We start from the raw sequence: 24,276 nt of genomic DNA, 5'->3' as shown, positions 1-24,276 counted from the left end.
CCATCATCCTCACTTAGCTAATTCCATATATTGCATAACGAGTCCCTCAGATAATAAGGTCCATCCATCAAATGCAACAAATAATATCAATTTAATTGGTGTTGATATGGTGACAGGGCTCATCATCATCATACCCAACGCGAGTAAAACACTCGACACAACAAGGTCAATAACAACAAAAGGCAAATAAATATAAAATCCTATTTTAAATGCACTCTTTATTTCACTCAAAGCATATGCTGGTAACAAAGAAAAAATAGAGGGTTCATCTAAATCATCATCTGTCACTGTCGTTTCATTACCTTCTTGAATACGATTTAATTGTATTTTTTCAAAAAACTTAACTAATTCTTTATCAGAATATTTAGTTAAATACTCACGATAACCAACTAACCCATTATCAACAAACTGACTCAGCGATGTTGCATCATTAAAATTGACATTTTCATCATTATAATAATCATAAGCTTCTTGTGTAATCGGTAACATAACAAACAAAGAAAGTAATAATGCTATTCCATTGAGCACCATATTAGATGGAACTTGCTGTAAGCCCAATGCGTTCCGTACCATAATAAAAACAATTGAAATCTTTAAAAAACAAGTACCCGCAGCAATAATAAATGGTAATAATGTAAAAAATGCTAATATAGCAATCAACGAAATATCATTAGTCATTATTACTTACTCTCATTTAACCACTTAGTTATTTCAACGCCTAATGAATCATCCAGTTGAACTAATTCACCATATCCCAATAAAACATCATTGACACGAACTTCAATACGAGATTCGGAGTCATTTGGTAACGGAAAAACATGACCCTCATATAAACATTGTAGTTCCAATAAACTTAAATGTTTACGATGTAAAATAAACTCCATCTTAACTGGGATTGCATCCATCTTCTGAATAGAGTCAACACTTGAGGCATCACTATGCATCTCCTCGGTATTATTAAGATCTTGTACTTCCATAATCACCCCCTCATCAACATACTGAAAAAGACCTAATTTTTTTGTATAACAAAATACTTCAGATAATTTTGTCTGAATGAGTAATACATCCCCAAGTTCAATCTGTTCTAACACCTTCAATTGAACCTTGCTATATCCTAGACTTAACGATATTGGCCAAGATAAATTAGAGGGCACAATGGATACTTTTTTTGGTCCAATTTTGGGGACTTTTTCAAGCCATATAGGCCCATGACTACTCAATATGCGTAACAATGCTTTATCAGGTAAATGTTCTCCAGATATCACATCACTAAACCATAGCCGTTGATAGCCTAATTCATGCATAGGACATTCAAATGGTCGCTCTTTAGAGACCAACCAATGAATAATCTGATTTTCTGCTTTTGCAGAGACAGCCAATTTTGCTAACTCAGGAGAAATCGCTTCAAGCCAATCAGTTAATAATATCCAACCTTCCCAAAGACGTTGAGAATCACCACACTTAACCCATTTACCATGTTTGGGGGGGAAACCAATCGAGGCCACCTCACCTTGTCGCTGCCAAATAGCCGCAGCACTGGAAAGAAGAAGCTCATTTTGAGCTATTTTTTTTAACCGAAATGACATTAATCCTCCTCATCATCAGTCATGTGCTGATTTTGAGACTGGTGCCCATCTCTATTGTCCTCTTGGACTAAATGCCAACGATGAGGATTTCCGGATTGCCAATTATCATTTAATTTCTGTTCAACAAGCGCATCTGAAGGAGATAGCATCATTGAGCCACTTTGAGCTTGAATATTCACTGAATACTCGCCTCCCCAACGCTGAAAGCGATATGTCAATGAATTTGAGTCCATACTTGAAGTATCCAACGTTTTTCTATTTTCTACCGCAGCCTGGATCTTGGCTTCTAAAGTCGAACTATGTAATAAACTCGCGTTCATTTTTGCATCGACGACAGATGAAGATGATAATGTTGATGCCGATAACATTGTCATAGACAACGCACCGCCTTCAGCACTTTTGAATGTTGAAACATTATCTTTTTTCAATGATGATAGAAGACTATCTTCGCCATCCGTTGATATTTCTTCACTGCTAATTAATTTTTGCCTAATAACATCAAGGGGTTCAGAATTTTTAACCGATGCAGATTCTCCTCTAGCTAAAGCTTTGCCTTCCCCTACATTCAGTATTGATTTCGTGTTATTTAATTTCAATGAAAGCAAATTGTCATTACGGAAATTCCCCATTCCATTTTTATTCTTTTGCTCTTGAGACTGAACACCGCGTTGATATTTAGTAGATATTGTTGATAACATCGCTAATGGAGCCCCCAGGAATCCTTCCATAGAAAGCATCTCATCTTCACGCTCCTCTGAGTTAGAGTTAGACTTATCCTCAACTTTAGAACGTAAAATTTCATCAAGACTTTCCACATTTTCCTGCAAAACGATATCCGTTTTTTCACCAATGTTAGAAAATGCTATAGATTCCATTGTATTCTTTCCTCTTGTTCAATTTCATCTTGACGTAAATTAAATAAATAGATTTGTTGCTTTTGCTTTGATAACCAACGGTTATAGTTTTCTTCTTTTCGCAACCAATATTGTCGTTTTTGTTGTAACGCTACCCGTTTTTCTTCTAACTCTTTACACTGCTCGATAATTTGACTTATCAACGTATTACACTCGTATATCTTACGCCTAAGTACAGATTGCTTACGCAACATGGCATTTAATTGCTCTCGATTTAACGTTTCGGCATTTACTCGTTGTGTTTTTAATAACTGCCTTAATCCCTCAATTTGAACCTGGATAGACTCTTTTGATGACATCAATTCTTGGATTTCACGAGATAATCCCGCAATCTGAACATCACAACGTGATTGTGATAGTTGGCAACGATGAATCAATGTCCTAATTTTCTTACGAAAGGGCATACATTCCCCGTAACGTATCTGAGAACGACGAATATTGATTTATTGGCTGACATAACCATCGTTTCAATGGCTCTCTCATATTCATAGCAAAATCATTTTCAGAGTTTTCGCCGTGTTTATATTCACCAAGATCAATAAAAATCTGCAACTCATCAAGCTTCGTAATTAGCTTTCGAACATTGAAGGCGACCGATTGATGTTCTTCCGTCGTTATTTGACCAAAGACCCGGCTAACGCTTTTGAGAACATCGATAGCAGGATAATGACCTTGTCCTGCTAATTTTCGGCTCAAATAAAAATGCCCATCAAGAATCGAACGAATTTCATCCGCCATTGGATCGGGCTCATCTTCACCTTCTAATAAAACAGTATAAAACGCGGTGATACTTCCTTTGTTTGTTGCGCCAGGACGCTCAAGTATCCGAGGTAAACTGTCAAAAACAGATGCAGGATAACCACGGCGAGCGGGGGCTTCCCCCGCAGCAAGTGCAACATCACGTAACGCACGAGTATAACGAGTCATTGAATCAATAAATAAAACAACTCGCTTTCCTTGATCCCTAAAAAACTCGGCAACTGTGGTTGCTAGTAATGCAGCATTACACCTATCAACAGAGGAAAAATCAGAAGTTGCAAACACCAAAACACAGCGATCTTTTTTTGGTGATCCTTGTAACGTTGACACAAATTCAGTGACCTCACGCCCCCGCTCACCAATTAATCCGATAACAAAAACATCGGCTTCCGTTTGGTCAATAAGCATATGCATCAGCATTGTTTTACCACAGCCAGCAGATGCAAAAATTCCGATACGTTGACCAACACCACAAGTGAGAACACCGTCAATCACCCTGATCCCTGTAACTAATGGTTCATTCACCCCTACACGAGAAAAATATTCCGGAGGAGCAACATCAATCATGCGCTCTTCTTTAGTAGAAGGAATTTCTGATGCAAAACGCTCAACAATTCGTCCCGTAGGATCAATAACTGAGCCTAAAACAAAGTTACCTAATGGGACGGATAATGCTCGTCCTGTCGGTACAATAACCGCGTTACGCGTTAATCCATTAGCATTACCGATTAAACTTAAAACAGTACAGTCACGTTGTAATCCCACAACCTGCGCACGCGCAATCACAGAGTCATCTTGCCAATGAGCTCGAATATTACACAGCTCACCAATTGCAACATCTGGTAACTCTGCTTCTAATATTGGTCCAGATATTCGCTGAGGGTGTGCTAACTTTTGAAGTAAACGAAGTGATTTCATCGTAATAATGACTGACAAAAATGCTCTAATTGATTAAAGAATTCATTTAATGACTCTGCAAATTTTGCACTATCCAATAAATTATCTTGATGAACTAATCCTTGTAATACTAATGCATTATCTTGATTCGTTAACTGTAACTGCCCTGTTCTCATAAATGAGCATCCCGCCATTAATGCGCGTAATAATCCAGAAGCACGTTGATCAAGAACAGAATCAGAATAATCACACAGAGATGCCCATAACCAAACATCCTCATCAACAACGCTAATGTAAATACTTGGTAAATCAAATAAATCAAGAACAATTGTTGAATGATTATCAATATCGCTAATTAATGAGGGATCACAGCCATGAGATTCCAGAGCAGAACGGACTAATTGTGCAATGTCTAACGTATTCATAAATAATTAACCTTGATTTAGATTGTTTTTATAACATTTACAGATTTGCTATCTGTTATCTCCCCAAAAGAGACTACTTCCAAATCTGGAAAACGATTTTCAACTAATTTTTTAATAAATCGGCGAACATCCACAGATGTTAATAACACAATATCTTTATGTGCTATCGGTAACTCATTAAGACCTAAAGAAAATAGATCCATTAAACTGTCCATCGTTTCAGGTTCTAAATTAAGGAATGCACTCCCTGATGTTTGCCTAATTCCTTTACGAATAATATCTTCTACTTCGGATGAGATCATGACTACACGTAACTCACTGCCATACGCAAATTTATGGCAAATATAGCGAGCCATCATTCCTCGAACATGCTCAACAAGGTTGATAACATCTTTCTCTCTCGGAGCCCAAAGTGCGAGAGCTTCCATTATTAATTTCATATTACGAATAGAAATTCTTTCATTTAATAATCGTTGGAACACTTCCGAGATACGCTGAACCGTTGCATGTCGTAAAACCTCTTTGAGCAAGTCAGGATACTTATCTTCGAGTTGGTCCAGCATATGTTTAGTTTCTTGTATGCCAAAATACTCATGGACATTACGAACTAATAACACAGAAATACAATGATACAGTTCATCTGTTGCGGAACGTAATTGATAACCTAGTTTCTCTAATATTTCGCTATGAGACGGATGAACCCATACACAGGTGCTAGCCCCGTAATGACTATAGGTAAGGTCAATCCCAAGAGAGTTCACTTCATCCGAATAATTAATAATACGAACTAAGTCAAAATACAGTTCAAATTGATCAACGCGAATTTCATTAATGAGTAACGAAACCGTATTATCCATCGACTCTTGATTGCTATCACGTAACAGCATATCAGGGAGCCTCACACCATAATCAATAAAAAACTGGCTCTGTAAACGCTCAATAAATTGACTTTTCTCTAATGCAGCACATCGATTTTTGGGTACCAAAAGAATTAATGGAACAGTTTCAGTTGAGACTTTGTCAAGGTTTGTAATTAAACCCAATGACGAATTATCTTGAGCACTCGTATTAGTAGCCGATGTATCTCCTTTGGCGTCCCCAAATCGAGATATAGGTTTATCACTCCCTTTCTTCATTAAAGAATCTGAAGATTTACTTGAGCGCCATTTAAAATAAAACAGAATACCTAATACAGTAGATAAAATAATAAAAACAGGGAAAGGAAAACCAGGTAATGTCCCCATAGCAATCGTCAGTACTGCGGTTACCGCTAGAACAAAAGGATTTCCGAGTAACTGCCCCATAATATTACGACCCATGTTGTCACTATCACCATTAACACGAGTCACAATAAATCCAGCACTGATCGCAATTAATAGAGCAGGGATCTGAGCAACAAGACCGTCACCGATGGTCAACATCGTATAGGTAGAAAGAGCCCCAGAAAAATCCATATTGTGGCGAGTCATTCCAACGGAGATCCCGCCAATAAAGTTAACAAAGATGATAATAATCCCAGCAATAGCATCCCCTTTAATGAATTTCATTGCACCATCAAAAGAACCATATAGCTGGCTTTCTCTTTCCAAAACACTGCGTCGTTCTCGAGCCGCATCAGCATCAATGATCCCAGCTTTCAAATCCGCATCAATACTCATCTGTTTACCCGGCATCCCATCAAGAGAAAATCGAGCTGCAACCTCAGCCACACGTTCAGAACCTTTGGTAATAACAATAAACTGAACAATAGTGACGATTGAGAACACAACAAAACCAACAGCTAAGCTATCTCCTATGACAAACTGCCCAAACGTAGCAATAATCTCCCCGGCGTCTGCTTCAATTAGAATCAGACGACTCGTACTAATTGAAAGAGCTAAACGAAAAAGCGTGGTGATTAATAGTACCGCTGGAAAGGTAGAAAAACTTAAAATCCGATCAATATAGAAAGAGCCCATGAACACTAATATGGCTAAAACCATATTTAATGCGAGCAAAAAGTCTACTAAATACGTGGGTAATGGAATGATAAACATTGCAATTATCATTACCATTAATAACAAAATTATTAATTCAGGACGAAGCCTGACACCATTAAGCAGAGAGTTAAACACTATGAATTATCCTGATAGAATAGGTAAAATATCATTAATTAGTTCGACGGCGTTGCTCAATTAATTCATTTCGATAAGCGATATCAGCCATATTCCGTAAAGAATCTAGTAAATCCTCTCGCCAACTTGGGTCAAAAAATAACGTTGACGGTAATGTTTTACTGGCGATATATAATTCATATAGCAACACACTATGTTCTTTATGACTTTTTAATAAAATCTCATCCCCAAGAATATCGGATAATATTGCATCAACCGCATGGGGTTCTTTTAATAGCGAAAACATCAACAATAACCAAACTGATTCTGCGACGTTAAAACTCGATATAGAAGAGCTTGATACTAGCTTCCCTATAAAAGAAAGATCCGCAGAACGTAGTGATTTAAGCTGACTTAATCGACCTAATAAATATCCAAACTCTAAATGAGAACAACTTGGATCTAAAGAATCAATGTCGCTTAATAATGCACCTTCAATATAATCCAAAACAATTAAACGTCTTTGATAACCATAACTACTTACCCAATCACTATACGTATCTATTTCGTCAGACTCACTTTGAATAAAATGCCTATAACTAGCCCTTAATAACCCAGGTTGTAGGTTCATCGACTTACCAAACAAACGCGCTTTAAGAGCACAGTTAATCCCTGCTTTAAGCATTTTAGGATCAGCTTGAGCTTCAACCTCTTTCAATAAAACTTGTAATTTCTTACGTACAGCTTCACTTAACTTAGTTCGTTTTAGCAATTCTCTTAAAACTAAAACTAAATCACTCGGATCAGGAAACAGTTTTTGAGCTTGTCGTAATAATTCATCCGCAGTAACATTCTGAAGCTTGGCTGTTTGCAGTATTTTCTGGGCTTTAGGAAGAATATCCTCATCTAAAACCCGTTCAAAACTACTCGATAATTCTCCCGCTTTTTTATCGTAATCGCGTCGATTTCGAAATTGCGCCATCGCTGCAGACATTTCATCTGTAGATTGAACAAATCTTTGTATCTCAGCGCCGGGAGAAGTATCCTCTGTCTGCAAAGCCTCAGCTTGACGAGCATCATTATGTCGATTAACCTCTTGCTGCGCAGCCTGCCTTGCAAGAACTTTCGCAGAAATTAATCCGCCAGGGGAAACATTAATTGCCATTATTCAGCTCTAATTCAGTGTCGCGATTTAAAAAACTAATAACCCATTTATGTAACGGATCATCGGTAATATCAGCTCCGCCTTCTTTCGTAACCTTTAATGCAACATCGTTCGCATCAAACATTAATGGTTCAACAATCTCTTTAGGTTGAATTAAAAAAACGCGAACAGTATTACTCTTATTCTGATTGTTATAACGAAATAATCCGCCAACAAAAGGAAGATCACCTAGAAATGGAACTTTCTGTAAATCTTGAGAATTTGCATCACGCGTATACCCTCCAATTAATAAACTTTTACCTTGTGGGACACGAGCAATCGTACTGATATGGGTTCTTCCAACTTCAGGTAAAACATCAACATTCTCTTCATTGCTATAATCAGCCGTCCTCGCTTCATTACCGTCTTCAATATCCAGTAACATTTCGATTTGTCCATCTGCAGCAAATCGAGGAAGAACACTAATCAAAGTCCCATAAGTAACATCGGCTAAGCTGGAAGTCCGCTCGCCAATGAGCTTGGTATAGAATGTTCGGTTATTATCGAAAATCGCTGGAATATTTTCCTGCGTCATAATAACGGGTCGGGAAACAACGGTTGCTTGTTTTTTTTGCTCAAGCGCATACACAGAAGCAATAAACTTCCCGCCATCCAACGTACTTATTGGTGTGGACTGGTTAAAAGACATACTTAATTTGTCGCCTAAATTGATCCCTCCGCTCCATACCACACCTAATTGATCCAAATCACTTTTATTTAAATCAATAATCCAAAGAGATAATTCAACATGACGTTTGGTAATATCTAACGTTCTAACTAATAACTCAATAAAATCAACTTGTTCTGCAGTTCCCTTAACTAATAAGCTATTTGTTCCAGGATAAGCAATAACTTTAATATCACCGGCAGCTGCGGTTTGCTTTAAAGCCTCTGGTAAACTAACGTTAGAGTTATAATTCAATGGACCAGATGATGTTCCGTTCATTTCAGAAACAAAATCAGGCATTTCAGTAATTTGTTTATTCAGAATATTATTAGCTAAAGGTTGCTTTTCTCCCTCTAATAAATTCTCAATAACTGTCGCCATTCCAGGAATGGCAATTTCCTGACCGCGTAATTTATATACACGATCATTAACAAAAGTATTATTTAATCTAATAACACCTATTTTTTGTTTTCCGAGTTGAATACCTTCATCTTTTTTATCAATTAAGGTAGCCGTATTAACAATTAACTCAACAAAAACAGGAGGACCTGAAACATAAAACGTATTACTATTGTTATCACCTCTTAAAGGATAACGCTGGTCATACAGCCCTGACTTACGAAGAAAATCATTAAATGACGTCAATGAGATATTTTGTAATGAAATTACAGCATTTCGAATTTCGCTCGCATCATAAATGTAAATAGCTTGCCCATCAAAATACCAAAGCAATCCTAATTGGAAAGAAAGCTTATCTAATAGCTCTTTTGGTCGACTGAAATCAAAAGTCCCTGTGATTTTTTTTCTTGCAGCAAGTTTACTAACAATCACGGGCTCATTAAGCTTGGCAGCCATAGCTTCAAAAAAGCTACGTAAGCTATCATCTTTTGCAACGTAACCATGATCACCTTTCGCATTTAACTCCACAGATAATTCGGCGGCTTGAGGCGCAGTAATCCCATATGACACCAGACACAAAAACAACGCTGAAAAAATAACTTTAGTTTTCATTTTGAATAGAAGCCAATCTAATAATATTTGATAAATCACGAGGAGATACCCCCATCATTTCTCTAATCTCATTAGAGAAATGAGATGATGAGGCATAACCATTATTAAGGGCTAATTGAGTTAAGTTGCCTTCTTTTTCTATGTTTTCAAGCAACGACTGAGCCATCCGCCAGATCCTCAATTCATTTTTTACTTTACCGCCCAATGCATGATTACATAATCGACGAAAATGCGAGTAAGAAACACCATAATTCTCACCTAACTCAATCAAAGTATTACCACTTTTTGATTGGTTAAAAAGAAATTGAATGACACAATAACTTTCCATTTGACGTAACATAGAAATAAAAAAAGTGAACTCTTCTGTTGGAGTCATATATTGTTTTAAAAACCAACGCTCACAGCTTTTGATATCCTCACATATCTCAGGATTACTTAACTCAAGCACCATCCAGTGAGGAGGCTTCACTTTGGCTAAATTTTTCCCAAAAGCCATATCCATAAATGCAAGAAGTTTACTTAAACGCGCTAATTTTAATGACCTAAAAATAACACTTTCGCTTTTTATATGGACAGAGACACGATTTAAAATCAATAAAGAACTCTTTACAATTTCGCACTGTTCATATGCTTTATCTTGATGAATATCAAAAACAAAACGCTCTCCTTGATTTGGCGTTAATAACCAAACCTCTGAGTTATATACCTTTATAACATCCTCTTTTTTTAAACATTCAACAGGATTTAGCATATGATTAAACTCAACGTAATTATAATTAGGTAATAAGGATCACCTAATTACCCAAAAAAAACATGATGGAAAAATGATGACTACACCTACAATTATTACTAATTAAAATCATAAGTATTTTTAACAAATAACTTTTATTCGGTTTACTTTTTTGAAAATCCCATATCACATTAATATAATTGATAAGATATCAATACCAAAACAGTGGGTAGTTAAAAAATAAGAATAGAATAACGTTAAATTAACAATCCAATAAAAATTAATAAAATCACACAAAAAATCTCATTATTATAATCCGCAAAAAACAAAACTCTTCCATAAACCAAATCATGAAAAAATGTATCACACTAAAATACCCTATCTCACCACAAAATTTAAGAATAAAAAACATCTAATCGGATGATAGAATAACAACATCATAAAAAATTTAATTAAGTTTGAAATTAAATCCCCACTTCCTATCAATAAATTAGCAAAAAAAATTGCAGCAAGTTATGAATAAAATAAATAATAAAATTATTTTAGATGACTAAAAAACTATCCAAAAAAAATGAGACAACTATAATTAGATTTTCTGCTGTAACAGTTGCAGAAGTCATGATGAAAAATCCCATCTTACTGAAACTCAGATCGATAATATTTTCAATATTCACTGATTCAGGGATGAAAGTAGAAGATATTTGCCGTCAAAATGGGATAAGTAATGCCACTTATTATAATTGGAAATCAAAGTATGGTGGTAGGGAAGCTAATGATGTTAAACGATTAAAAGAGCTTGAAGAGGAAAACATAAAACTGAAAAAGCTCTTTGCGGAAGTTAGCCTTGAAAATCATGCGATGAAGGAGCTTTTCGCAAAAAAGAGTTGGTAGTGGCTGAAAAGAGAGCCTGTACTCAATCATTAAAAGAGGCTGGTTTATCAGTCACTAAGGCTTGTGAGCTGACGTCATTGGCACGCGCCACATTTTACCGTCAGCTAATAGATTGGCGCAAAAAGACCGTGTGGTAATAATCTGTGTTAGCTAAATCGCCACAATCGGGATTTTGGAAATGCTATTTCCGACTGAGATTTCAAGGCTATCCTTTTAATCATAAACGAGTTTATTGTCAATTAGGATTGAACCTGAAACAACGGGTTAAAAAAGTGCTTCCGAAACGTGAAAAAATCATTAGTGATAGAAAAAGTCCCGAATATTCAATGAGCATTGGATTTTATGCACGATAGTTTATATTGCGGTAAGCCCTTCAGAACTCTCAATCTTATTGATGAAGGAACGCGTGAATGCTTGGAGATTGAGATTGATACGTCATTACCGGCTGAACGCGTCATCAGGGTGCTTGAACGTTTAAAAGCCGAAAGAGGGTTGCCGAAACAGATCCGAGTCGATAATGGCTCTGAACTCATTTCAGTTAACTTATTGAATTATGGTGAAGATAATCAAATTTCGTTGTGCCATATTCAACCGGAAAAACCGCAACAAAATGGATTTATCGAGCGTTTTAATGGTTCGTTCCGTCGTGAATTTTTAAATGAGTATTTATTTGAATCGTTGAGCCAAGTTCGAGAATTAGCATGGTTTTGGCTGCAAGATTATAACCACAATCGAACTCACGAAAGTTTAAATAATCTCCCACCGGAGACATATCGAAAACAGTTAGAAAACTCTAAGTTGGTGTGTCTCAATTAAAGGGAAGTGGACAAGATCGTTAATATTTTCAATACTCACTGATTCTAGTATGAAAACTAATGATATTAAATAATTAAAAGAGCTTGAGGATGAAAATACTAAGCTAAAAAATGTTTGCTGAAGTCAATCTTAAAAATCATGCAATGAAGGAGCTTTTCGCCAAAAGGGTTGGTAATGACCTGAGAAAAAACGATGAGCTCAATCATTAAAAGAGACCAGTTTATCAGTCAACCCCGAACTACGTTTTACGCCTTGTTTCCCCTACTTGTAGGCTCCTGAATATTTTGTAAACACCCAGTGGCGATTTAGTCATGCAGCAATCGAGAGTTAGCCAGGAGAAGCCTATGGTATCCTGTTGTTAGCAAATGAGTAATAACCATGCATAGGATCCCGCCACTCCTGTAATCTGCAGTGAGCTGGCTTGACGATCATATTTTTGTGGCATTTAGGGTATTCCATTGTCAACCCATTCTGAGTACAAAGAAGATGGCATTCATAGCAGGAATAACTATCATCGTAGTCAATGATGCATCCCAAAGCTTATCGCTGATTTGCCATTTATTATCTGACAATCCCGCTTGGGATAAGAGCTAAACACTAAAGGTCAAACAATTTAGTTCCCCCTCCCCCAGAAAAATCTTTATATACATATCAATTTTTATACTGGCATTCATAAATAAATGCATACTGAGTCACGCAACTCACACCGACTAAAAAATAAATAGTATTATATCAACATACTATTTAATTTGACCGAAGCGAGTAATGAAATAAATCCCATAATGCACAGGAAACATCCTATTAATTGAAAGCGACTAAATTAATCACTTTCAATTAAAAAGGTGCAGAATACCGTTTTAATTGAGTCTCTACTTCTCGAGTAGCATCCTTCCTTAACTGTTCTACACTCACCCCTCCGAATTTATCTTCAAAGACAATATCAGTTAATTTACTTGTAACAATATTTTTTATTTCATTTTTTTCGTGGCTACTCATATCTCTACTAGATACTAAATTCTCAAGCTTATTAGTAACATATGAGTTATTTCTTAATATGTGCCCAATTGAACTCTGTGTACACCTAGAATCTAATTTAACCCCAGAGCCCAATCTATTCGAGAGGTGAGCAAAAATACGATCTTTTTGAATGTTACTTATATTTTTCGCTTGTTGGTGACAGATACGATCAATAGTTTTATTAACCTCAGCAGATAGATGAGTTACTGTTTCTTGACAGACCCAAGAAGGCTTATATACACCAGAACGTAAGATGGCCTTATCGACTTCTTTATTTACCTTTGTTAAACTTATACATGTAATCCGATTATTTACCTGAACAGATAGCGACTCTCTTCTCACTCCGAATAATCGGTCCAACATTCCCCCGCTATTTCTTTCCTGCTTAAAAGAGATCTCTGCTGCTGCTCTAATGCACGGATTATTAACCATTCTACATGTTGACTGCCCAATAGAACTAAACATAATCAATACCCTCACAACTCCATATAAAAACATGCGTAAATCTAAAATAAAAAAATCAAAATGTAAATAATACCAGCGCACAAAAAAAATTGATAATGCCTCCACCAATGCAGATAACAAAAAACAAACAATTAAATCACATATCAACCACTTCCCCCTATAATCCTTATCATCAATGAATAAAGCGTATCCTTACCTTATTCTAATACTTTATTCCAACAATATTTACCCTCTATAGTGCTAAACTAAAATTGACCACGGTTTTTAGAGATTTCCCAATACAATCGTTCTGACTCACTGGGCGTTACCCTGCTGTTATTCTGATGCAACCTGAACTGGCTATAATATCCAATAATGTAGCGGATGATTTCTTGTTAAGCCTTTACAAAACAACGCTCACCTACAAACGGCAATACATTGAACAACAGTACACACTAAGTTAGTTGGAAAATCACGCCTTATATCCCCGTCCTGAAGAACATGGTTTTACGGTACATCTGATAAAAAGCATGAAGACAACCTATTGTAATAACACCAAACAGGTAGGATGAGCATTTTTTGATATTATTTATCACTCAATACATGAATCATATATAAAATTTATGAATTTAATTCATAATTAAAAACTATATAAACTAAATTTTAAATTATCGAAATAAAAATGATAAATAATCACTTTTATAGCAAAAAAATAACGTTATATCACAATAAAATACCATTTTAAAATTAAAATTTTATTTCCACTACCAATCTGAATCAAAAATATCTAGAATCAAAGATTTCAACCTTATATATTTAAATATAAATAGCAAGATAACAATCCAAGCGAAATAAAAAATTAAAACACACATAATAACATTTAAAATAAAAACAAAAGTAGAATAGATTTTTTATGAAAATAACATTAAAAGACTATTAAAACAGATTTCACAATAACATAGAAAGCACTCCAACAAAAAACATATGCAGGATAAGCAAAAGAGTTCATCGGATAACAATTAAAATACATTCCTGCCAGTATTATACTATAACCAGATAATATTAAAGGTATAAAAATGAAATCACACCAAAATATTTTAAATTCTATCGGTAATAAATTAGGTATCCCACTATCCTTTGATGATAATAAACAATGTATGTTATTGCTTGATGATGACTTATTAGTATCTATACAGGCTAATGAACATTATTGGTTATTAAATGGATTGATATCAAAGATAAAGCAAGAAAATTGCAGTCTTTGGTGCGATCTCATGATTTTAAATAGGGTTCTTGCCGAAAAAAATTTGGGAACAATCGGCTATGAACCCACATCAGAAGCTCTACTTTATTTAGATTCAATTACAAATTTAAGTGAGGATAATATCCTTAATAAAATAGAATCATTTGTAAATAAGTTAGATGATTTTAAAGAAAGATTAACCTAAGTAATCAACATTAATTGCGAGGATGTTTTATGCAACATATTAGTTTATCCCATTTTTCGCAAGTATCTGGAAGTCAAGATGCTCGTCTAGTTATCAGTAACACCTCCAACGAATCAACCATTACCACTGCAAGTGAAGGATTTTGTGGTCGAATTTTAAGTTTCTTAGGTCAATTTCCACTCTTTAAAAACATAAGTGCAGTAAAAACCCATATTGAAAATATCAAAACAGCAAATCAAGCCACCGTAGCGGTATTTGCAGAGGCTTTATCAAATTCCTATGGTGCCAACACTGCGGATAAAGTTATTTCAGCTTATAACTTAAGTTCTGGTGATACACCTTTAACACAACGTAAAATTCAAACAATTCTTCTTCCTGCAGCGCAAATGATGCAAGCTAAAGAGTCATTTGTCCACGAATTAGAGCAAAAATATGGTCCGAATGTTGCTCAACAAGCTTTAACAATGAGTAACTTTATCTCTGCAGGCTCCAATAAAAATAATCTAAAAGCAAGTATTATTGTTACTGAAGGTACGATCCCGCCAGATTATAATACCGTTGAAGCGCTGGCAAAAAACATACAACAAGCCGCTCTTGCATCAGCCTTAACTAGCTTGACTCGAATAGAAGAATTACAAAAGCTCTCAGGTCAAGAATTACAAACAAAGTATTCTAAACTATCAGAAGGTAGCGGGGCATTGAGAACATTACAAACATTACTAACCAATTTATCTAACTTGTCCGGTATTCCTGGAATGGAGGAGTTTCAGAATACACTAAAAAGTGTTTTAGTTGGTAATAGTCCTTTTTCTCAATGGGGAACTACTGGTAGTTCCGTAGAAGCATGGGTAAATTCAGCCTCTCATAATGACCTATCATTAGCGGCAGAACGAATCCAAGGAATAACAAAAGATGTGATGGCATTAAAAGAAAAACTGCTAGCTCATCAAAGTGGTCGTCCGGTTAAGATAGAACTACCGAAATTAAACTTGCCTCGATTCGGTAATATTCCTGTGAATCCTAATACCCAAATTCATTTACAGGATAAAACCCCTATGCCGGCTAATCTTATGTCAACAGGTGGAGTTCCTGTCGCTATAGCTTGCTCATACCCAAAAGGAACGCTAAGTGGTATAGAATCACATCTGCGAATGATACTCGAACAAAAGCCTTCCTGCCTCGTTATATTAACTGGGGATGATCAAATAAGAGCTAAAAAACTCCCTGATTACTTCAGGCAACCGGGTACCGTTGGCTCTATAAATATTCAAGTAACCCAAGAAGCTGGTGTTCTAACGCCAAGTGGAGTTGAAATTGATAATTATCACTTAAAAATAAGCTCTGAGACTGATGCCTATACTCTCCCCGTCATGCATGTTCAAAGTTGGAAAGATCATCAGGCTCTACAAAGTACATCTCAATTACTGGAATTAGCGCAAATAACTCTAGAAACGTCCAATGCAATTGAACCTATTTATGAAAATACGAGAGCAACTACAAGCGTACCAATGGTTCACTGTTTTGGCGGGGTTGGTCGTACAGGAACGTTAATTACAGCAATGGAATTAATCAAAAATCCAAGCTTATCTAGTGAGAAAATCATTACAGACTTAAGGGAGACTCGTAACAAAAAAATGGTAGAAGACAGACCCCAACAGCTGCAACTGCGCCAATTAGAACATATGTTAGTTTCGAAAAATTTCGTAAGCACTCTATTATAAAATATTTTAAATAAAAAAGTTAAATTTAGCTAAAAAGCACCTATTTGGATAGGTGCTTTTATTCAAAAAATAGAAGAGCAAAGTGAACTAAACGATGAATATAACAAGCATAAATACCACGAACAATTTAACTCCACAAACTATCTTAGACGCGGCAACGATTACATCTAGTAATGGTAAAAAATCATGGTCTAGTATGACTTTTGCAGAAAAAGCACTACAAATTCTGTCTTTTGGTATATGGTTTCCTAAGTACTCACAAGAACAGCAAGCTCAAGCCAGAGATATAATAAGTAAAATGACCCCTGTTCAGCCGATGGCAAGTGAAAAAGCACGAGTAGAGGGTACATTTGAAGATTTAACAAAACTATCTATATCTCTTAGCCCCGGAGAAGATATCACTGCAAGTATAATCTATGGTTCGGGCAAAGAAGAAGTCCATCATTTTGATGGAGAAAAATCCGAAATAATAAAACACAATTTACCATTTAGTATTCATAAGCCTTATCTTATGAAACACCATGCACCTCATGATATGGAAATAACAAATCCAAACTCTATGAGAAATTTACTCAAAATAGCTACTCAACATTCAACCTCAATTGTGACGCCTCACTCTTCAGAAAGAGATCTGCTCGCAGGCACATCACCATTTAATAGTGTATTTATCGATGCCCATCGAGCATTCGGGAATGTAAGTATTCATGTCGATGGAATGGCACTTCCAACTGAAGCCCAGAACGAATTATCACAAATTTTAAAGCTAGACTCTAAAAAATCAAACGATATAGTAAGTGCATTAACGCCCAGTGAAGCTATGCGAGTTGTAAATCTATGTGATGGAACCGACCAACAAACCAATAATCTGTATGAGCTGCTTACATGTTCATCAGGGATTACAGCACTGTGTTCCGCTTTCTTTCAGTTATATCCATTGCCCGTTTTAGTCTTAAATCAAGAACAGGTTAATAAGGCACTTATGCATTCGGCTGAACATGGAATGAATTTACCTAATTCATGTATGAGTGTAAACATTTCTACAACGAGTCAAGATGGGTCTTTCCTTATCACCAATAATACAGGCTTACCCACAATGTCACCAAACCATCCAAATAAACTCGGGTTATTAATTTGTCGAACAGAATATACTATACCTAATAATATGCTATGCGATATTTCCTCGATGCAGGCTTGTATTCATCCTGAATATAGTGGTTCAACTATATTTACAGATTAACCCCCTCCCCCTAAAGTGAAGTGCACCCTAAACGTTGGACTCTTTTAGTCTAATTTGAAGGGTGCTTTTTTTATACTCTAGTGTTTAAAGTTAATCATGCTATGCTCCGCCCATGAATTGAATTATCAATTACATGGGATAGAGAGTCTAAAAGCTAAAACATCAAAACCTGTTTATGCTCCTGAATTCAAATTTAATACGGTTCAAATACTCCTCAATGAGACATATATACATGAATGAAGTTCACTGGCAAACTTGATATCAGTGACAGGTCAATGCTTAGAAGCTAGTTATGTCAATACAAAGAACACGTAAGAGAAGGGGGAAAACCTCAATTTTGTCATACTATTGTCATTCTAACCCAATAAAAAAGTACAGAAAAAGCACACTATCTTTGGTACATGCATACATGAGATTGCTCCACTAAATCCCACGCAATTTATAAAATTAATAATCTCAATAATAATCCTGCATACATAATATCCATTTCTTTCATTGATTGGTTAAATTTCTCATTGATATACGTACACCAAGCATCTTCATAGGCATAGATTTTTTCAGCTTAATTCAGAAAAGTAAGCCTAATATTAATTCCGGGCACTTTCCCTCATATTTTGAGTAATTAATAATATAGTTTTCAATTATTGACAAGATACTTTTGAATATAGAAAACTATATCCTCCTTAGTTATTAGCTTAGAGGATAAAATTAAATCATCGATACTATAACGGATTATTTTATATTCACTATTTATAAATAAGAGCTGAGGATACAAACTAGTTAACATATTAATGGGTACTGTCATTATCATCTAAAAATACCATTTCAGACAAAAGTTAAATAATATCAAACACATACACCAAATCTCTATTCTTTATATTGATTGAATTATCAATATAAAAATCATACTGAATTTAGTCAAGGTAATATATGAGAGTTAATACAATCCCCCTTCCCTCACAACAAGAAAGAAATCCAGTAGAAAAAACAAATATACCTAATTCTATTAATAGAAACAACGAGGAAAAAATAACACATGAACCGTTCATCAATAGAATAACAAAGGTTAAAAATACTTCAACTGATGAAGTCATAGCCATTGGTAAATTAATTCAAGAGGAAATAAGAAAAACAATTAACCCTTCAAGCCCGCCTCCTGTTTCGACCACTGGAAATTGGAAATCAGCGATTATACATCGTATAGGATTATTAATGTCTGGTGATTCTTCTCAAATATCCTTGAGTGATAGCAATCAATAAAAATTCACATCAGTTATTCCTCAAGCATCTAGTCTACCATTTTCGGTAGACGTACATTATCCTTATAATGAACAAAGCTCAAAAACATCTATTTCATCAGTTCAATATGTAAAAGTAAAAAAAAGAAGCCTTGATAATATTGAAAAAAATAACGTGGAAACAAATAATAACAATAATGTAAAATATTCTTTATCTAAAGATAATATTGAAGATAAAGTATTTCGTAATAGTCAACCCCCAAAAAAACCATACCATTTATTGCTTAAACCATTAAAAGAAAGCATAAATAACTATAATAGTTTAAGTGAAAAAAACAGTAGAAAAGGAATAGAATTATTAAAAGAACAAGCTAATTTGCTTGAGAAACTCCATGAGAAATTAAATGAAAAAAGTAATGGTGAAAACTATTCAAATGAAAGAAGTAATATTTTAAACTTAATCCATGAGATTCAAAATGAATATATGTCCCATAAAGTTGAAATAGAAAAACTCATTCATGTAGTTTGGGTTGCTGGTGCTCCACCTGAAAGTATTACAAAATATGCACACGCATATAAAAATGCATATCCTGAGTTTACTTTTAATTTATGGATAGACCCAAATGCTATGCTTGCTTATTTGTTTAATAAAGAGATTAAAGAAATAGCTTTTGAAAATGCTAAAAGTGAGGTGATTAACCTATTAACCGAAAAAGAGTTGAAAACATTACAAACAACAACTGATTTAACGCCGGAATTCAATATAAAATTAAAAGATAATTTTGAACATTATCTATTTAAATCAACATTACAACTTCAAGACGCTGTAATGAATTATGCATATACAAAGGGATTGCTAACATTTAATGATAATAACCGCATCTCTTTTTTAAAAGAGGTCTGCACTATGATGAGGAAAAAATTCAATCCTTTGAAAAAAAATTAAAATATAATAAAGATAAGCTAGAAGAAACAAAGAATAAATTAATTGCTATTTTCGGACCAGATAAATTAAATATAAATAGCGTAACAGAATTACCAGAAATGAAACAAGTGCATAGCAAACAATACTACCAAAGAGAGCTTATTCTTAGAGGAAACTATGCAGCAGCAACTGACATGTTACGCGCAATCATATTAAAAAATCATGGTGGCATTTATTCAGATTATGATATAGCCCCTGCCTATACGTCAAACGTTTATCAGATCCTTCAAGATAATAGTAAAAACTTTGACTTTTTAGAACAGGAACCACTTCGTCGTGCAATGACTGATGAACTACTATCATTAGTGAGTGAAGAACCAAGTGCTGGAACTAAAAATCAATTATCTATAGAAGATAAACAACGATTAGAGCTTATTCTCAATGAGATAAAGAAAGAAAAAAAATATTTTCTCCAGTACAAACTAAAGTAATACGAGATTCACTTCTTATGTCTAAACGCCATCAATGGTGGGGGAATAGAAAAGGTTGGAATGAAAGAGGTAATAATAACTTCCTTGTTACTCATAAAGGAAGCAAAGTTCTGGATTTTATTATTTCAGATCAAGAAAAAACATATCGAGAACTTCTTGGAATAAGAGAACAATTAAGATTTGAAGGAATAGGAGAACAACGTTATTACTACAACCAAGATAATACTAAACACCACGAACCATTGCGTGGACGTGAAAAGGTTGAAGCAAAATTATTTGTATCAGGATTAGATAGCAATAATCAAAAAAACAGAAAAAAAGAAGAGTTAAAAAAAATAGAGAAATATCTTAAAGAATATGGAGAGCTACTTAAAGCTGATACAACAGGACCAGTCGTCAAAGATATTAGGACCTCCAATGATTTTCTACAAGGATATAGCGATGCAGATGCAATCCGCAACATTACTGGATTCAAAAGTGAAATGAATATAAAAGAAATTGTTGAGCTCATGAAAAAAAACAGATCGCAACTTAATGATAAACAAATGGGAGAATTAGCGTATGAAGTTGAACGTCGAGCTTTATCTATAACGTTTCAACCTATGCTAGAAAAATATCATCAACTTTTCGATAAAGTTACATCAAGTGGTAATATTGATAAATTCGCAACAGAAAAATTGATGCCTCAATTATTAATATTAAATCTATCTGGAGATGGGTTTGGTGGTCGATGTGACCCATTGTCGATGTTAATTCTGGCAGAAAAACATTTACAGAGTACCAATCAACAAAAAGCGCCTGGAAAATTATTTGAGAATTTATATTCAGCGGCGTCAGTATTAAGTGAGCCGATTCATTATACTGAAATAGAGATAGCAAATGCTAAGCAATTACTATTGACGTTATCTAAATTGCATGCCAAAAACCCCATGCATTCAACATACAATATTGTGTGGAAGAATAAAAAAGAAAATATACCTTTAAACGAAGTTCTAAGTATGTTGAATAACAAGAGTACTGAACCCGTTCTGCTAAAATTGGAGGCTCCCGGTCATGCTATGGCTGCATGGTCTATTAATAACGGAGATATTCGTATCCATGGATTTTATGATGCAAATGGAGGCGTTGTTGAGTTTTCAGATGAAAATAAATTTAGAGAATACTTCCTAAGTGTATTTAACAAAGAAGGTTTAGACAAAGGGAATAAATACAAACTAAAAATAGATAGTAAAAATAATGAATTAATGTTTAATCGCGTTATTTCTATAAATGGTGATGCATTGGCAAAGTATAAAATAAGCCATAAAGATAAGTCATTACAAGATATATTAAACGTTGAAATATTTGAGTCAAAACCTAAACCAATAAAAAAACAAAATAAAATAAAAAAATAAAATTTGACCCCAATAAATATAAGAGTGGTTCATTATTTTCTCATTATAGAATGGATGGAATAATTCCTCAAAAGGATAGCTACAAAGTTTGGAGGTGCAACAGGAAGTTTATTGACCAAAGCTGCAACCGTGATAAAGCTACCACTCCTTGATACTGCTCTTAACCTATGGTCATTAGGAGATGCTGTCCAAACTTACTTAAATCCAAATATCAGCAGTAAGGAACGACTCTTGGCTGGTATTGACATTGGTTTTGCAACTACTTATACCTCTTTGGCCTTATTAGGTACCGTTTTTCCCCCGTTAGCATTGTCTACAATTCCTATTTATTTTTTCAACAGGAAGTGAAAAATCTATTAAGACATAATCATCATATTGATATGAGAAGAAAGGCGTGGTTGTCTTTAGAGCATTATTTAAACGAGTCTTCCAAATTAACTATCTTAGCAAAGCCAGAAAAAAAATTACTTGATTTATCACCTAATAAATTGTTAGGCGGAGTAACTATTGATTTGAGTGTCTCTCCACCTACATTCAATGCCTATCGCTCTTACAATGATGGGAGAGACTTTGGCAATCATGCACATTTGAGTGATCAATAAGTTAAAGAGAGTAGTGGGTATGCAAAAGCTTGCACAAGTACACTCGATATCCCAGAAATTCATTTGGTTGGAAGCATAGATAAAGTTATTTGTAATGATAACGCAAAGCATGAGTATCAATTAGCTAAAGGGTATGCGAATCGTTTGTGGCAGCCAACATTTCCAGTGATCCCTAAAGGGGATTATACAACAGTGATTCTCGGATATAGTGCTCGTATTATAGCTTATACAGAAGCTAAAAGAATGAATGACGGAACCTATAAAGAGTTAGCGAGAACAGATCATGTATTAATGCATAAGGATCATAAATCAACAATCATAACTTGTTCGGATAACTTTACTACATTTGCTATTCCTCCATTAGAAAAAGAACTATTTTTACTTAAAAATCAAGATATTTTACATGCGATGAAAGAATCTTGGTTTACTTTGAAAGGAGGAAAAAATGGTATGATTTTACAAACAAATGGTATAGGAAACGTAGACTTTCAAGGTCAACCTCATACTCAAAACATTTTATCATTTAAAAATCTTGGACAAGGATTTTCTGTTCACGTTAATCTAAATCAAAATAGCCGACAAACTGTAGTGCGTTCGTTACTGCCATATCTTACCCATCATTCCTCAAAAATGATGGATTTGATACAGAATAACATTAATACTTTAATAGGTTCTGACTATGGATACGATACCTTTATAGGAAATCAATATGATAACCATTTCACTCTTGGGGCTATTGGTGGAACTGTTCATCTAGGGGGAGGCAATAATGTTGTTGAAATACCTGTCCCAGATACAAAAACTAAAGTATATAGAACAAGTATACATTTATCACCTAATTCTGGCATGCAATATTTTAAATACAAAGGTGGAATCAATGATATAGACCATATAACATATAATGATGATAGTATTTATCTGTTTTTTGATAAAAATAGAAATCTAGATGCAAAAAGAATCGAAATTCATGCACATAAAGATGGTGATATTTCAGAGTATGTTAATAAATTAGTATTTTCAACTGAAGATGGATTGAATTTAAAACTAACGGAAGATAAAAAAACTTTCACATTGGAAAGTGCGAATATGAAATCCTGGAAAAACATCATAAAAACAATGAGTTGGATTATGAGTTAATTATCAACTCTCTCTATGAATCATATTGCAAAAAAACACTTGCATTTTCTTTGATTAATTAATGAAAATATTTGTAACTAATAAAAATATTGAGTGCATTATCAATAAACCTGATATTTCATTTAATGTTCCAACAAATTATTCTAGTATAACATATGGTGAATCAGGGGTTCACTATATATAAAATGCTATTAACAGCGAACCAACAACCATCATTTTAAAAAATTCAGCATCTAAAATAGAACATATAGATATATCTCCATTATTAGTTCCAGTGAGTGGTGAAAAAATAGCTGTATATGCTAAAGTTTCAGGAAGTAAATTAATAATTACTGTACATAAAGGGAGTCATCAAAAAGAGTATACGTTGTTGAGTTCTGACTCATCTAAATTGGATTCGTCTTTATCAAGACTAGAGTTCTCTAACTCAACATATTTAACATTATTGGATATTTATAAATTAGTAAGTACATCTCAAGGAAATGTATTAATATTTGAATGTAATTAAACACTAAGTTCGAACTGTAAATTGTTAATGCATTGATGGGGCTGAAAATGCTTTTTAAATCCCTTTAAACACGCTAAGCCGCATGAAACTTATACCTTCATGCGGCTTAAATAGCAGAATC

The 24,276-nt window shown here is 34.5% G+C and carries 20 protein-coding genes and 2 pseudogenes; 10 read left to right on the top strand and 12 right to left on the bottom strand.

Features of this window, described 5'->3' with window-relative positions:
- Positions 1-9: 9 nt before the first annotated feature.
- The 10 genes from PR766_RS15000 to invF are packed head-to-tail and all read right to left on the bottom strand — an operon-like array spanning position 10 to position 10,307.
- Positions 10-678 carry an EscR/YscR/HrcR family type III secretion system export apparatus protein gene (locus PR766_RS15000; protein ID WP_036954242.1) on the bottom strand — a complete coding sequence of 223 codons (669 nt, stop codon included), beginning with the start codon at positions 676-678 and terminating at the stop codon, positions 10-12.
- 2 nt (positions 679-680) lie between these two features.
- Positions 681-1,586: a YscQ/HrcQ family type III secretion apparatus protein gene (locus tag PR766_RS14995; protein ID WP_154635817.1), complete on the bottom strand. Its 906-nt coding sequence runs from the start codon at positions 1,584-1,586 to the stop codon at positions 681-683.
- Positions 1,586-2,461: a SpaN/EivJ family type III secretion system needle length determinant gene (locus PR766_RS14990; RefSeq protein WP_154635818.1), complete on the bottom strand. Its 876-nt coding sequence runs from the start codon at positions 2,459-2,461 to the stop codon at positions 1,586-1,588. Before PR766_RS14990 ends, PR766_RS14995 begins: the two co-directional genes overlap by 1 nt.
- Positions 2,449-2,904, bottom strand: a complete 456-nt coding sequence (gene spaM, locus PR766_RS14985; protein WP_154635819.1) for an SPI-1 type III secretion system protein SpaM — start codon at positions 2,902-2,904, stop codon at positions 2,449-2,451. The genes PR766_RS14990 and spaM overlap by 13 nt, the downstream gene beginning before the upstream one ends.
- Positions 2,891-4,177: a type III secretion system ATPase SctN gene (sctN, locus tag PR766_RS14980; RefSeq protein WP_154635820.1), complete on the bottom strand. Its 1,287-nt coding sequence runs from the start codon at positions 4,175-4,177 to the stop codon at positions 2,891-2,893. The genes spaM and sctN overlap by 14 nt, the downstream gene beginning before the upstream one ends.
- Positions 4,174-4,581, bottom strand: a complete 408-nt coding sequence (gene spaK, locus PR766_RS14975) for an SPI-1 type III secretion system chaperone SpaK (RefSeq protein ID WP_154635821.1) — start codon at positions 4,579-4,581, stop codon at positions 4,174-4,176. The genes sctN and spaK overlap by 4 nt, the downstream gene beginning before the upstream one ends.
- Positions 4,582-4,598: 17 nt before the next feature.
- Positions 4,599-6,695 (bottom strand): EscV/YscV/HrcV family type III secretion system export apparatus protein, encoded by a 2,097-nt coding sequence (locus PR766_RS14970; protein WP_036954252.1) that lies wholly within the window; start codon positions 6,693-6,695, stop codon positions 4,599-4,601.
- Between the two features lie 34 nt (positions 6,696-6,729).
- A complete protein-coding gene (locus PR766_RS14965) occupies positions 6,730-7,839 on the bottom strand; it encodes a YopN/LcrE/InvE/MxiC type III secretion system gatekeeper (protein WP_036954254.1) in 1,110 nt (369 codons plus the stop codon).
- A complete protein-coding gene (gene sctC, locus PR766_RS14960) occupies positions 7,829-9,556 on the bottom strand; it encodes a type III secretion system outer membrane ring subunit SctC (protein WP_036954466.1) in 1,728 nt (575 codons plus the stop codon). The genes PR766_RS14965 and sctC overlap by 11 nt, the downstream gene beginning before the upstream one ends.
- Positions 9,546-10,307, bottom strand: a complete 762-nt coding sequence (gene invF / locus PR766_RS14955; RefSeq protein ID WP_154635822.1) for an AraC family transcriptional regulator InvF — start codon at positions 10,305-10,307, stop codon at positions 9,546-9,548. Before invF ends, sctC begins: the two co-directional genes overlap by 11 nt.
- 569 nt (positions 10,308-10,876) lie before the next feature.
- On the opposite strand from invF, the pseudogene PR766_RS14950 reads away from it, so the two are divergent.
- A pseudogene (locus tag PR766_RS14950) lies at positions 10,877-11,993 on the top strand (IS3 family transposase).
- Positions 11,994-12,827: 834 nt separating this feature from the next.
- On the opposite strand, the gene PR766_RS14945 reads toward PR766_RS14950, so the two are convergent.
- Together PR766_RS14945 and PR766_RS14940 are read right to left on the bottom strand one after the other, a co-directional pair.
- On the bottom strand, positions 12,828-13,622 hold the full coding sequence (locus tag PR766_RS14945) for a hypothetical protein (RefSeq protein WP_080684238.1): 795 nt from the start codon (positions 13,620-13,622) through the stop codon (positions 12,828-12,830).
- 85 nt (positions 13,623-13,707) lie between these two features.
- Positions 13,708-13,888: pseudogene (locus PR766_RS14940) on the bottom strand (IS3 family transposase); the annotation flags it as partial.
- Between the two features lie 642 nt (positions 13,889-14,530).
- On the opposite strand from PR766_RS14940, the gene sicP reads away from it, so the two are divergent.
- From sicP to PR766_RS14890, 9 genes are all read left to right on the top strand, one after another.
- Positions 14,531-14,902 (top strand): chaperone SicP, encoded by a 372-nt coding sequence (gene sicP, locus PR766_RS14930; RefSeq protein ID WP_036954261.1) that lies wholly within the window; start codon positions 14,531-14,533, stop codon positions 14,900-14,902.
- A gap of 29 nt (positions 14,903-14,931) precedes the next feature.
- The gene (locus tag PR766_RS14925; protein WP_036954265.1) at positions 14,932-16,623 is read left to right on the top strand and encodes a type III secretion system effector BopA family protein; all 1,692 of its coding nucleotides are present in this window, start codon (positions 14,932-14,934) and stop codon (positions 16,621-16,623) included.
- 94 nt (positions 16,624-16,717) lie between these two features.
- Positions 16,718-17,860, top strand: a complete 1,143-nt coding sequence (locus tag PR766_RS14920) for an EspG domain-containing protein (protein WP_036954268.1) — start codon at positions 16,718-16,720, stop codon at positions 17,858-17,860.
- A 930-nt stretch (positions 17,861-18,790) separates the two neighbouring features.
- Positions 18,791-19,120 carry a hypothetical protein gene (locus PR766_RS14915; RefSeq protein ID WP_036954271.1) on the top strand — a complete coding sequence of 110 codons (330 nt, stop codon included), beginning with the start codon at positions 18,791-18,793 and terminating at the stop codon, positions 19,118-19,120.
- A gap of 153 nt (positions 19,121-19,273) precedes the next feature.
- Positions 19,274-20,044: a TcdA/TcdB catalytic glycosyltransferase domain-containing protein gene (locus PR766_RS14910; protein ID WP_071992163.1), complete on the top strand. Its 771-nt coding sequence runs from the start codon at positions 19,274-19,276 to the stop codon at positions 20,042-20,044.
- A complete protein-coding gene (locus PR766_RS14905) occupies positions 19,999-20,514 on the top strand; it encodes a TcdA/TcdB catalytic glycosyltransferase domain-containing protein (protein ID WP_316245642.1) in 516 nt (171 codons plus the stop codon). Before PR766_RS14910 ends, PR766_RS14905 begins: the two co-directional genes overlap by 46 nt.
- A gap of 17 nt (positions 20,515-20,531) precedes the next feature.
- Positions 20,532-21,908, top strand: a complete 1,377-nt coding sequence (locus PR766_RS14900) for a hydrogenase (protein WP_230086698.1) — start codon at positions 20,532-20,534, stop codon at positions 21,906-21,908.
- A gap of 344 nt (positions 21,909-22,252) precedes the next feature.
- Positions 22,253-22,510: a hypothetical protein gene (locus PR766_RS14895; RefSeq protein ID WP_148444773.1), complete on the top strand. Its 258-nt coding sequence runs from the start codon at positions 22,253-22,255 to the stop codon at positions 22,508-22,510.
- 63 nt (positions 22,511-22,573) lie between these two features.
- The gene (locus tag PR766_RS14890) at positions 22,574-23,647 is read left to right on the top strand and encodes a DUF3491 domain-containing protein (protein WP_036954281.1); all 1,074 of its coding nucleotides are present in this window, start codon (positions 22,574-22,576) and stop codon (positions 23,645-23,647) included.
- Positions 23,648-24,276: the final 629 nt, after the last annotated feature.

Source organism: Providencia sp. PROV208 (assembly GCF_028479465.1).
GTDB lineage: Bacteria > Pseudomonadota > Gammaproteobacteria > Enterobacterales > Enterobacteriaceae > Providencia > Providencia alcalifaciens.
Note: the sequence above shows the minus strand (reverse complement) of the source record. Positions and strands in the feature narration are given on the sequence as shown.